Source organism: Agromyces allii (assembly GCF_009749385.1).
In the GTDB taxonomy this organism is placed as follows: Bacteria; Actinomycetota; Actinomycetes; order Actinomycetales; family Microbacteriaceae; genus Agromyces; species Agromyces allii.
The window spans coordinates 117,871-129,047 of sequence record NZ_WBIN01000001.1; the positions used below are offsets into that span (position 1 = coordinate 117,871).

The 11,177-nt window shown below is 71.3% G+C and carries 10 protein-coding genes, 1 tRNA gene and 1 other RNA gene; 7 read left to right on the forward strand and 5 right to left on the reverse strand.

Annotation, left to right across the window (positions count from 1 at the left end):
* Positions 1–186: 186 nt before the first annotated feature.
* A tRNA-Lys gene (locus GQR16_RS00485) sits at positions 187–259 on the reverse strand.
* A gap of 163 nt (positions 260–422) precedes the next feature.
* Between GQR16_RS00485 and GQR16_RS00490 the strand changes: the two genes are divergently transcribed.
* From GQR16_RS00490 to GQR16_RS00500, 3 genes are read left to right on the forward strand one after another with little or no spacing between them, the layout of a single operon-like run.
* On the forward strand, positions 423–1,307 hold the full coding sequence (locus tag GQR16_RS00490; protein WP_246200367.1) for an inositol monophosphatase family protein: 885 nt from the start codon (positions 423–425) through the stop codon (positions 1,305–1,307).
* Positions 1,304–2,266 (forward strand): LLM class F420-dependent oxidoreductase, encoded by a 963-nt coding sequence (locus GQR16_RS00495; protein WP_157413203.1) that lies wholly within the window; start codon positions 1,304–1,306, stop codon positions 2,264–2,266. Before GQR16_RS00490 ends, GQR16_RS00495 begins: the two co-directional genes overlap by 4 nt.
* On the forward strand, positions 2,263–2,514 hold the full coding sequence (locus GQR16_RS00500) for a DUF1653 domain-containing protein (protein WP_157413204.1): 252 nt from the start codon (positions 2,263–2,265) through the stop codon (positions 2,512–2,514). Before GQR16_RS00495 ends, GQR16_RS00500 begins: the two co-directional genes overlap by 4 nt.
* Before the next feature lie 81 nt (positions 2,515–2,595).
* On the opposite strand, the gene GQR16_RS00505 is transcribed toward GQR16_RS00500, so the two are convergent.
* Entirely contained in the window at positions 2,596–3,555 is a 960-nt protein-coding gene (locus GQR16_RS00505) for a DMT family transporter (RefSeq protein WP_211373398.1), read from the reverse strand.
* 81 nt (positions 3,556–3,636) lie between these two features.
* On the opposite strand from GQR16_RS00505, the gene GQR16_RS00510 reads away from it, so the two are divergent.
* A complete protein-coding gene (locus GQR16_RS00510) occupies positions 3,637–4,554 on the forward strand; it encodes a LysR family transcriptional regulator (protein ID WP_157413205.1) in 918 nt (305 codons plus the stop codon).
* Positions 4,555–4,653: 99 nt separating this feature from the next.
* On the opposite strand, the gene ssrA is transcribed toward GQR16_RS00510, so the two are convergent.
* Positions 4,654–5,023: a transfer-messenger RNA gene (ssrA, locus tag GQR16_RS00515) on the reverse strand.
* A 328-nt stretch (positions 5,024–5,351) separates the two neighbouring features.
* On the opposite strand from ssrA, the gene GQR16_RS00520 reads away from it, so the two are divergent.
* The 3 genes from GQR16_RS00520 to GQR16_RS00530 all read left to right on the forward strand — a co-directional run bounded on the left by GQR16_RS00520 (position 5,352) and on the right by GQR16_RS00530 (position 9,678).
* Positions 5,352–7,547 carry a glycoside hydrolase domain-containing protein gene (locus GQR16_RS00520; RefSeq protein ID WP_157413206.1) on the forward strand — a complete coding sequence of 732 codons (2,196 nt, stop codon included), beginning with the start codon at positions 5,352–5,354 and terminating at the stop codon, positions 7,545–7,547.
* Between the two features lie 34 nt (positions 7,548–7,581).
* Positions 7,582–8,871: a glycosyltransferase family 4 protein gene (locus tag GQR16_RS00525; protein WP_157413207.1), complete on the forward strand. Its 1,290-nt coding sequence runs from the start codon at positions 7,582–7,584 to the stop codon at positions 8,869–8,871.
* 147 nt (positions 8,872–9,018) lie between these two features.
* Positions 9,019–9,678 carry an SIMPL domain-containing protein gene (locus tag GQR16_RS00530; RefSeq protein WP_157413208.1) on the forward strand — a complete coding sequence of 220 codons (660 nt, stop codon included), beginning with the start codon at positions 9,019–9,021 and terminating at the stop codon, positions 9,676–9,678.
* 34 nt (positions 9,679–9,712) lie between these two features.
* Here GQR16_RS00530 and GQR16_RS00535 read toward each other — a convergent pair whose 3' ends face one another.
* The gene (locus tag GQR16_RS00535) at positions 9,713–10,450 is read right to left on the reverse strand and encodes a tyrosine-protein phosphatase (RefSeq protein WP_157413209.1); all 738 of its coding nucleotides are present in this window, start codon (positions 10,448–10,450) and stop codon (positions 9,713–9,715) included.
* Between the two features lie 116 nt (positions 10,451–10,566).
* A complete protein-coding gene (gene smpB, locus GQR16_RS00540) occupies positions 10,567–11,043 on the reverse strand; it encodes an SsrA-binding protein SmpB (protein ID WP_157413210.1) in 477 nt (158 codons plus the stop codon).
* Positions 11,044–11,177: the final 134 nt, after the last annotated feature.

Sequence of the window (11,177 nt, forward strand, 5' to 3'; positions counted from 1 at the left end):
TCGATCCCCCGGTCAGGCGAGACCGGTCGTCTCCCGATGAGCCAACGGATGATCGACCGTGACGCGCCGACTTCAGGCTAACGCCGAAGCGCCGGCGCGGACAGCCCGGCCCCGACCCGGCCAGACCCCGGCCCGGCCCCGGAATGAGAAAAGCCCCGAACCTGGCGAGAGGTTCGGGGCTGATCGTGCACCCCCTGGGACTTGAACCCAGAACCCACTGATTAAGAGTCAGTTGCTCTGCCGATTGAGCTAGAGGTGCGTGATTCGGGGCGATTTTTCGCTTTCCGAACCGAGAGATGACTCTAGCAGCACTTTGCGGCGCAGCGCGAATCGAGGCCGCGACGGGGTTTCCGCCGGGCGTGTCGCGTCGTTTCGCGACCGGATCGCGGCTCCGGGTCGGCTCGGCCGGATAGCCTGTCACGGTGAACGGCGACGCGATTCCATCCCCCAGTTCCGGCCTCCCCCACGATCTCACCGCAGACCTCGAGCTCGCCCTCGAACTGGCCGACCTGGCAGACCGGGTCGCCCTCGAACGCTTCCGCTCGGCAGACCTCGAGATCGCGACGAAACCCGACCGCACGTTCGTGACCGAGTCCGACCTCGCCGTCGAGCGGGCGATCCGCGACCGGCTCGCCGAGGCGCGCCCGAACGACGGCATCCTCGGCGAGGAGTTCGGCCGCGACGACCGCGGTGCGCGCCAGTGGATCGTCGACCCGATCGACGGCACCTCGAACTTCCTCCGGGGCGTCCCGGTGTGGGGCGCGCTCGTCTCGCTCGTGATCGACGGGGTTCCCGTCGTCGGGGTCGCGTCGATGCCGACGTTCGGCCGGCGCTGGTGGGCGGCCCGCGGTCAGGGCGCCTGGACGAACGAGCCCGACGCGGCAGACGCGCCCGCGCGCCGCATCCGCGTGTCGGGCGTCGCCGACCTCGCCGACGCCTCGCTGAGCTTCCAGAGCATCGCCCAGTGGCGTGAAGCCGGGCGCCTGCCCGCGCTCCTCTCGCTCGGCGAGGCCGTGTGGCGCGATCGCGCCTACGGCGACCTCTGGTCGTACATGCTGCTCGCCGAGGGGCTCGTCGACATCGTCGGCGAGTTCGACGTGAAGGAGTACGACCTGGCCGCGCTCGTGCCGATCGTGGAGGAGGCCGGCGGCGTCTTCACCTCGGCCGACGGCGCGCCGGGGCACGCGCACGGGTCGTCGCTCGCGACGAACGGCCGCCTGCACGAGCAGGTGCTCGCGATCATCGCCGAGCCCCCGGCATCCGACGACCCCGCGACATCCGACGACCCCACCGAGAGGACCGCATGACCGACGCGACCGCGAACCGCCCCGCCTTCGAGGTCTGCCTGTTCACCGAACCCCAGCAGGGCGCGAGCTACGACACGCAGCTCGCGCACGCGTCGGCCACCGAGCGGTTCGGATTCGACGGCTGGTTCCGGTCCGACCACTACCTGCGCATGGGTGCGGGCGACCCGCTGCCCGGGCCGACGGATGCCTGGACCACCCTCGCGGGGCTCGCGCGCGAGACGAGCCGCATCCGCCTCGGCACGCTCGTCTCGTCGGCGACGTTCCGGCTGCCGGCGATCCTCGCGATCCAGGTCGCGCAGGTCGACCGCATGTCGGGCGGTCGAGCCGAGCTCGGCCTCGGCACGGGCTGGTTCGCCGAGGAGCACCTCGCCTACGGCATCCCGTTCCCCGAGAAGCGCTTCGGCCTGCTCGAGGAGCAGCTGGCGATCGTGACCGGGCTCTGGGAGACGCCCGAGGGCGGCACGTTCGACTTCACGGGCGAGCACTACGCGCTCGACGCCGCACCGGCGCTGCCGAAGCCCCAGCAGCAGCGGGTGCCCGTGATCGTCGGCGGCGGCGGTCCGAAGCGCACGCCGGCCATCGCCGCGCGGTTCGCGACCGAGTTCAACATCGGGTTCCGCGGCGAAGACGAGGTCGCCGAGAAGTTCGCGGGCGTGCGCCGTGCGTGCGAGGCGATCGACCGCGACCCGGCGACCCTGAAGCTCTCCGTGGCGCTGCCCACGATCGTCGCGACCGATGACGTCGCGTACCGGCGTCGGCTCGCCGCGATCGGGGCGGACCCCGACACATTCGCCGAGGTCAACGTCGCCGGCACGCCCGCCGAGGCGATCGAGAAGATCGAGCGCCTTCGCGCCCTCGGCGCCGATCGGGTCTACCTGCAGACCGTCGACCAGCTCGACCTCGAGCACGTCGAACTGCTGGGCACCGAGGTGCTCCCCCACTTGGGCGGCCGCGCATGAGCGAGCCCGCCGGCCGCCCCGCGGCCCCCGGTCCCGACGTCGCTCCGGGCTTCTACGAGCACTACAAGGGCCACCGCTACGAGGTGCTCGAGCTCGCGCGCCACTCCGAGACCGAGGAGTGGTACGTCGTCTACCGGGCCCTGTACGGCGAGCACGGCGTCTGGATCCGCCCGCTCGACATGTTCGCCGAGCAGGTCAGCGTCGACGGCGTCGAGGTGCCGCGGTTCCGGCGGGTCGCGTCGGCGTAGGTCCGTCGCACGGCGAGCCGTCAGGCGCGGCGACCCGACGTGGCCGGCCCGGCCACGGCATCCGCTTCGCACGACGGCGTGTCAGGCCTTCGGATGCCGCGGCGAACGCCGGCTGATCGCGACGCCGATGAGGCACAGCGCTCCGCCGACCATGCCGAGCAGGGTGGGCAGTTCGCCGAGCAGGAGCCAGCTCAGGAGCACCACGATCGCGGGCACGGCGAGCGTCGCCGACGCGGTGAGCCCGGCGGGGCTGCGCTGCAGCACGTACGCCCAGAGCAGGAACGCGACGGCCGACGGGAACACGCCCAGGTAGACCGTGGCCCAGACCGCGGGCGCGGGCGCCGAGGCGAACTCGCCGACGGCCTGCGGCAGGAACGGCAGCAGCACCGCAGCGCCGATCGCGCAGCCGACCCAGGTCGCGCTCAGCGCGTCGGCGGTTCGCAGCGCGACCTTCTGCACGAGCACGCCGAGCGCGTAGAGCACGGCCGCGAGGATGCCGAGGGCGATGCCGAGCGGGTCGCTGTGCGCGCCGATGCCGCCGGTCGCGATGATCACGACGCCGACGAACGCGACCAGCATGCCGATCATGAGCGACCGCGGGAACCCCTCTTTGAGAAAGGCGCCGGCCGCGAGCGCCACGAGCAACGGCGCGATGTTCACGAGCATGGCGGCCGTGCCCGCGTCGAGGTGGCGTTCGGCGAGGTTCAGCACGAGCGTGTAGCCGGCGAACCAGAGCACGCCGTAGAGGGCGATGAGCGCGAGCGTGCGCCCGCGCGGCAGCGGCGGCCGACGGATGAGCGCGAACGCGACGAGCACGGCAGTGCCGACGAGCTGCCGGCCCAGGGCGAGGGGACCTGGCGAGATCGCGTCGCCGACGAACCGGATCGCGATGAACGCCGACGCCCACAGCACGAGCACGACGGCCATGGCGGCGAGCACGCGCCATCCGGCCGACGGCCGCGGACCGGTCGACGCCGGCGCCGCCGTCGTTGCCGTGTCGGTCGTCGTCGGTGCGGATGTCGCGTCGGGGGTGTTGCGCATGCGACCAGCCTCTCGACACGGAAGCCTCAGCACAAGCGAATGATCATTGGCATCCATGAAGCAACACTGTAGTGTCGGGCCATGGTCGACCCCCACCGCCTCAGCGTGTTCCGAGCCGTCGTGCAGACGGGCTCGATCAACCAGGCCGCCGCTCGGCTCGGCTACACGGCCTCGGCCGTGAGCCAGCACGTCAGCGCGCTCCAGCGCGAGACGGGCCTGACCCTCGTCGAGCGCCGCGGGCGCGGCATCGTGGCGACCGCGGCCGGTGTCGCCGTCGCCGACCGTGCGGGCCGCGTGCTCGACCACCTCGCGGACTTCGACGGCGTGGTCGACGACCTGCGCACGGGGCGCACGGGCACGATCCGCATCGGAACGTTCAGCTCGGCCAATCGTGCGTGGATGCCGCAGGTCGTCGCCGCGCTCGCCCTCGAGTTCCCGCAGCTGCGCCTCGAGCTGACCATGATCGAGCTGCGGGGGCAGCTGACGGGCGACCCCGACCTCGAGCTCTACGTGGCGGAGTCCGTGCGCGGCGACCGCGACCCGGCCGCCGCCGAGGGCTCGGGCGACGCCTACGACCTCGAGGACTTGCGCGTCGAGGGGTACGTCGTCGTCGTGAACACGACCCATCCCCTCGCCTCTCAGCCCGACGTGGCCCTCGCCGAGCTCGCCGACGACGCCTGGATCGACAACGACCACAGCCGCGGCCCGTGTCGCGAGATCGTGATGTCCGCGGCGGCTCGGGCGGGCTTCGCGCCCCGGTTCCGCATACAGGCGCCCGACTACGCGAGCGCGTTCGACTACGTGCAGCACGGCGTCGGCGTCACGGTGCTCCCCCGCCTGGGCGCGATCGCCCTGCCGCCGGCCACCGTCATGATCCCGATCCGGGATGCCGCGGCGCGCCGTCGCATCATGCTCCGCGTCAAGCGTGCGATGCGCACCAACCCCGCCGTGGTGCGCGCGAGCGCGTTGCTTCGCGCGGCATCCGCCCCCGGCGTCTGAGCACGGCCGGAACCCGCAGGCGCAACACGACCGAGACGACGAGAGGCCGCCCCGAAGGGCGGCCTCTCGTCGAGTTCCGCAACGTGCGACAACGGCTGGTGGTGGAGATGGGGGGAATTGAACCCCCGTCCATCGCTGAGTTTCCACGCCTTCTCCGGGCGCATCCTGTGCAGGCGTTCTGCTCGGCCCCGACCTTTGCCACAGGCACCTAAGTCGACAGGCCCAGCCTGAATGAAGTCCCGTACGGCGCTCAGGCGACGACGCACAGCGAGTTTCCTAGATGACGCCAGCGACCGGGGCGGAAACGAACCCGGGCTGACGGACTATCGGACTCGCTTAAGCAGCGAGGGCGAAGTCAGACTGCGTCTTATTGGCAGTTATTGTTTTCCAGAGATCGTTTACGAGATAACCCTGGATCCTCGGCCCGCTTCTCGTGGGTACACAGACGATGTCGAAACCGATCATCCCCATGTCGCACCGCCCGGTCGTACCGGTTCGGCGAGCCGTTGTCACACGCTGTGGAGTTCTCAAACCCGCCTGAACCGAAGTTCACGCGGCCTTACAGAGTACAACAGCCTGCGCGGCGTGTCATTCCCGGTTCCGGTCAGCCGCGGCATCCGACGCGCTCATCGCACGGATGTCGGGTCGAACGGATGCCGCAGGGTCGCCCGGCATCGTTCATCGGCCCGTAACCTACGGCGAGCGCCGAGCACGTAGCGTCCCCACATGGCCACGATGCACGCGACCGATGAGCGCATGGCGGCGCCGACGAGACGGGCCGGGCAGGCATGCCCGGCATGATCGGCCGCGTCGACCCGTTCATCGGCACCGAGGCCACGGATCTGCCGCCGCCGTCGGGGCTCGCGGCGACCTGGTGGTGGCCGAAGCCGCAGGTCGGCAACACGCATCCGGGGGCGACGTATCCGCTCGGCATGGTCTCGGCGTGCGCGTACTCCGGGGCGTATCCGACGGGATACGGACGCTACGACCTCGGCACCGAGGGGCTGCCCGTCGCGATCCACGACCGTGCCGTGGCATCCGGATTCACGCATTTCCAGCAGTCCGGAACGGGCGCGATCCGCAAGTACTACAACTACTTCCGCGTGACGCCGATGATCGAGCCCCTCGACGAGCTGGGTCGGCAGTGGGAGATCGTCGACGAGACGGCCGAGCCCGGGTTCTACGGCGCGACGCTCGAGAACGGCATCCGGGCGGAGCTGACGGTGGGGCCGAAGAGCGCGGTGCACCGGTACACGTTCCCGCGGCATCGCAACGCGCGCGTCGTGATCGACTTCTCGCTCGGCGGGCTCGGCATCCCGTACGGGGAGACGATCCCGCTGCGCGCGAAGCTCGAGTCGGTCGGGCCGGGCGTCGCGCAGGGCGAGATCGTCGTCGAGGGCACGCCGCTCGCCGTCTACATCGAGTGCGACGCGAGTTCGTGGCGGCAGATGCTCTGGTACGACCGCCGGCTGATGCCGGGCGGCACGCGGCTCGCGTTCGACCACATCCGCCCGACGACCCTGCGGCCGTTCGGGCTCATGTGGGCGGGACCGAGCGAGCCGGGCCAGTCGATCGAGGTGCGCATCGGCTTCTCGCTGCGCGGGGTCGAGCAGGCGAAGGCGAACCTCCGCGCCGACTGCGGCGAGGGCCACTCGCGATTCGCCCCGCGTCGCGAGCGCACGCGCAAGACCTGGCGGCGCCAGCTGAAGACGATCGCGGTCGATGCGGGGAGCGCCGAACGCGACACGGTCTTCACGACGGCGCTCTACCACTCGCTCATCAAGCCCTGCCTCGCACCCGAGGAGAGCCCGTTCTGGCCGACCGACGGGCCGTTCGTGTTCGACCTGTCCACGATGTGGGACATCTACCGAACCCAACTGCCGCTCATCACGGCCCTCATGCCCGAACGTGCGGTCGAACTCGGCACGGCGCTGCTCACGATCTGCGAGGAGGAGGGCAACTTCCCGATCGGGTACCGGATGGCGCGGGGCAGCGATCGCTTCTCGCGTCAGGGCAGCGCGCTCGCCCAGACCTTCCTCGCCGACCTCTGCCAGCTCGAGCTGCCGGGCGTCGACTGGGACTGGGCGCTCGTGCACATGCACGCGGATCTCCGGCGCACCTACGGCGAGGACTTCCTGCTGCGCGGGCACGCGCATCCCATCAGCCACACGCTCGACCTCGCGTTCGGGTACTGGTGCACGGCGAAGGTCGCCGAGCGCGTGGGCGACCGGGCGCTCGGCGAGCAGTTCCTCGGGCTCTCGTCGCGGTGGCGCAACGCCTTCGACCCCGAGACGGGCCTGCTGGTGGACTCGACGTTCTACGAGGGCAGCCGTCACAACTACTCGTTCCGCCTGCTGCACGACATGCGCGGACGCATCGACCTCGCGGGCGGCGACGACCGCTTCGTCGACATGCTCGACCGGTTCTTCGGGTTCGGCGCCGAGCCCGTGCGCCAGCCCGGACTGCAGCCGAGCCTCGAGGAGATCACCGCGGGCTACGCGCTCGGCCGGTTCGAGGGCATGAACAACGAACCCGACATGGATGCCCCGTGGGCGTACCACTACGCCGGGCGCCCCGATCGCACGGCCGAGGTCGTGCACGCGGCGGTGCAGCAGCAGTTCGGCACCGGCCGTGGCGGGCTGCCGGGCAACGACGACTCCGGCGGGCTCAGCTCCTGGTACGTGTGGGCGTCGCTCGGGCTCTTCCCGGTCGCGGGGCAGAACCTCTTCCTCGTGAACGCCCCGGCCCACGCCGAGAGCCGCATCGCGATGAGCGGCGGCGACCTCGCGATCGAGACGAAGGGGTTCGTCGAGCCCCGGCACGGCGGCCCGGCGCAGTACGTGCAGCGCGTCTCGCTGAACGGCAACCCGCTCGAGCGCACCTGGCTGCGCGGCGACGAGGTGCACCGCGGCGGCCGATTACTCGTCGAGCTCGGGCCCGAGCCCGGTGCAGGGGGTACCGATGCCCGTCCACCGTCGACCCCGAGCGGATGACCTCGCACCACCGTCAGCGCTGAAAGGAACCATCATGACCGGCACACCACGCAACCGTCTCGTCATCGTCAACCGCGCCGACCCCGTGATCTGCGGACACTCCGTCGAGGGCCGCAATCTCGCCGAGGCCGCGATCGAACGCGGATTCGACGAGGTGCGCATCATCACCTGGCCGATCGATCGGCTCGAGGCCACGGGCCTGCCGCTGAAACCGCTCGACACGATGCTGCCGTACAGCGAGGGCATCTTCGTCGAGCGCCCCGACCCCGTCGGCGACTACAAGGTGCCCGACGGGCGGTACCTCGCCGGCATCACGGGGCGGCTCATCGAGCTGTTCACCGACGGCGTGCCGACGGTCTGCCTCTCGCTGTACCTCAGCCCGCACACGATCGCCGTGGCCGACGCCGTGCGCGCCGCGTGGAACACGGGACTTCCCGTGAACGTCACGACGATCGCCGAGGCCGTGGGGTCGGATGTCACGAACGTCGTGCGTTCGTGCGTCGACGAGGGCCGCTTCGGCGCCGCCGCGCACGTGCTCTCGAGCTACCTCTCGCAGGACCACTGCGTGGCGGTCTCGGAGTACACGCGCGACCTGATCGTGAGCTCGGCGGCCGAGATCGACGCGGAGCACGGCACGGCGTTCGCCGAGCAGTGCAGCCGCCGCATCGAGATCTCGTACCCGGCGATCGACACGTCGGCCTACCTCGATCTCGACCCGGCGGTGATCGAGGCGACGCTCGCGATGCGCGGCCTCGAGCGCGACGGCTACGTGCTGTTCCTCTCGCGTCTGACGAAGGCGAAGGGCGTCGACGACCTCATCAGGGGCTTCGAGCGCACGTCGGCGAACGAACGGCTCAAGCTCGTGATCGTGGGTCGCGGCCCCGAGGAGCAGGCGCTGCGCGAGTTCGCGGCGGCATCGGCCCTCGCGGACCGCATCGTGTTCCTCGACGACGTCGACGATGCGGAGAAGCCGTACCTCATGGCCGGGTGCGCGACGTACGTGCTGCCGAGCAAGCCGCGCCCCGAGTTCGTCGAGACGTTCGGCATCGCCCTCGCGGAGCAGATGCTCGCGGGCGGCGGCACCGTGATCACGACCGACACGGGCGGCATCATCGAGGCGGTCGGCTCGCACGCGACGATCGTGCCGGTCGAGGATCCCGATGCCATCGCGGCCGCGATCGACGCCGCGCTCGCCCTCTCCCCGGCGGAGCGCGCCGAGCGGGCGGCCGCAGCACGCGCGTACGCGCTGCAGTTCGACCGCGGCGTGGTCTTCGAGCGGCTCTTCGACCGGGCGGGGGCGCTGCCGGCGCGGCTGACCGTCTGAGCCGGGGCGCGCGCCCACGCGGCGCGCGCCCCGGTCCTCAGGGCGGTCTTCGGCGCTGTCGGAGCCGCCGCCTAGGCTGGGCTCGGCCGCGCATGCCGGTGCGGCCTCCGGGGCTCGGTCCACGAGCTCGCCGTCGAGAGGGGCTCCATGCCGACCACCATCGCCGTCACCGGCCGTGCAGAAGAACGCATCGCGCCCGAACTCGCCGCCGTGACCCTGTCGGTCGGAGGCTCGGGCGAGTCCCGTGACCACGTCCTCTCGCGCACACGCAGCGCCCACGAGCGCCTGCTGACAGCCGTACGCGGGCTCGAGGCATCCGGAGCCCTCGAGAGCTGGTCGGCCCCGCAGTTGCGCGTCTGGTCGCAGCGTCCGTGGAACGCCGAGGGCCGCCAGTTGCCGCTCGTGCACGAGGCGCGCGCCGACGTCGAGGTCGTGTTCCGCGACCTCGACCGGCTCGGCGAGTGGCTGGGCGACGCGGCCGGCTCCGACGAGCTCACGATCGGCGGCGTCGAATGGCGGCTGACGGATGCCACGCGCCGGAGCGCGCAGGAGGCCGCGCAGCGGGGTGCGGTCGCCGACGCGGTGGCGAAGGCCGGCGTGTACGCCTCCGCGCTCGGGCTCGGTACGCCGACGGTCGTCGAGCTGTCGGACCACGGCCTGCTCGGTTCTCAGCCCTCGCCCATGCCGAAGGCCATGATGATGCGCGCCGTCGCCGACCAGGGCGGCGGGTCGTCGACCGAGTTCGCGCCGCTCGATCTCGTGATCGAGGCATCGGTCGATGCCCGCTTCACGGCCGAGATCGGCTGACCCGGCAAGAGTTCGGCCCTCGCGGGCCGTGCCCTCAGTCTGCGTCGACGAGCAACTGCTCGAGCCGGGCGAGCTCGTCGAGGGACAGCCCCGACGCGAGCAGGTACTCGCGCGTGTTGCCGTGCGCCCGCTCGATCGTCTCGATGGCGCTCTCGATGGCCTCGCGAGGGCTGCCGCCCATGAGCGTACGCAGGGCCGGGCTGTCGGGCACGCCGTAGCGGCCGATGAGTTCGATCATCTCCTCGAGCCATTCGCCCGCGAGGTTGCCCTCGGTGCGCGCGTAGTCCTCGATGACGGCGTCGCGGTCGACGCCGACGGCGAGCAGGGTGATCGCGATGACGACGCCGGTGCGGTCTTTGCCGGCCGTGCAGTGCACGAGCACGCCGCGTTCGCCCGCGCTCGCGATCTCGCGCACGGCGTCGACGACGATCGGCGCGTGCAACGTCACGATGCGGTCGTAGAGCGCCTCGAGCGAGATGCCCGCCGCGCCCTGCGACGCACCCGAGCCCTCGAACACCGGCAGCCGGAGCACCTCGACGTCGAGCCCGTCGAGGTCGTCGGGCATGCGGGCGGCCTCCTGCTCGTCGCGCAGGTCGATGACGATGCCGACGCCGAGCTCGCGAAGCTGCTCGCGCCCCTCGTCGCCGATGCGGTAGAGGCCGTCTGAGCGGAAGAGCACGCCGTCGCGGACGGTACCGGTGGCAGCCGGCAACCCTCCGACGTCGCGGAAGTTGTAGGTGCCGGCAACTGGGATTCGGGTCGGAGTCTCCATCGCGACGAGCCTACCCCTCCGCCCCGACCCGGCGACTGGGAGGGCGCCGCGAGATGTGCCCGCGGGCGCACGGCCGCCCGCGTGGGCGCAGGGCCCGTGCAGGGCCGACGCGTCGGCTACTCGCCGAGGTGGCGACGGCTCGAGATGGCGCGATCGGACTCGCGCTTGTCCTGCTTCTCGCGCAGCGCCTGGCGCTTGTCGTACTCGCGCTTGCCCTTGGCGACCGCGATCTCGACCTTGGCCCGACCGTCGGCGAAGTAGATCTGCAGCGGAACGAGGGTGTAGCCGCCCTCTTTCGTCTTGTGGCTGATCTTCACGATCTCCTGCTTGTGCAGCAGGAGCTTGCGCTTGCGCCGGGGCGAGTGGTTGTTCCACGTGCCCTCGGTGTACTCGGGGATGTGCACGGCATCGAGCCAGGCCTCGCCGCCGTCGATGAACGCGTAGCCGTCGACCAACGAGGCGCGCCCCTCGCGGAGCGACTTCACCTCGGTGCCGGTGAGCACGATGCCCGCCTCGTAGGTGTCCTCGATCGTGTAGTCGTGGCGCGCCTTGCGGTTGGTCGCCACGACCTTCTGACCGCGTTCCCTGGGCACGGCATGCTCCTTCTCGATTCGACGGATGCCCCGGCATCCGGAGCAGCCTTTCACTCTAGTGCACGCGCACACGCCCCGACGCCGCGTGCGCGCCCGGCACCGTCGCGGCGGCGTCGGCGTGCTGCTCGCCTGCA

What these genes read in the sequence shown, in the direction of transcription:
- GQR16_RS00495 (WP_157413203.1), top strand. Translation starts at nt 1,304, where the DNA reads ATGACCGACGCGACCGCGAACCGCCCCGCCTTCGAGGTCTGCCTGTTC.
- GQR16_RS00500 (WP_157413204.1), top strand. Translation starts at nt 2,263, where the DNA reads ATGAGCGAGCCCGCCGGCCGCCCCGCGGCCCCCGGTCCCGACGTCGCT.
- GQR16_RS00505 (WP_211373398.1), bottom strand. Translation starts at nt 3,555, where the DNA reads ATGCGCAACACCCCCGACGCGACATCCGCACCGACGACGACCGACACG.
- GQR16_RS00510 (WP_157413205.1), top strand. Translation starts at nt 3,637, where the DNA reads ATGGTCGACCCCCACCGCCTCAGCGTGTTCCGAGCCGTCGTGCAGACG.
- GQR16_RS00520 (WP_157413206.1), top strand. Translation starts at nt 5,352, where the DNA reads ATGATCGGCCGCGTCGACCCGTTCATCGGCACCGAGGCCACGGATCTG.
- GQR16_RS00525 (WP_157413207.1), top strand. Translation starts at nt 7,582, where the DNA reads ATGACCGGCACACCACGCAACCGTCTCGTCATCGTCAACCGCGCCGAC.
- GQR16_RS00530 (WP_157413208.1), top strand. Translation starts at nt 9,019, where the DNA reads ATGCCGACCACCATCGCCGTCACCGGCCGTGCAGAAGAACGCATCGCG.
- GQR16_RS00535 (WP_157413209.1), bottom strand. Translation starts at nt 10,450, where the DNA reads ATGGAGACTCCGACCCGAATCCCAGTTGCCGGCACCTACAACTTCCGC.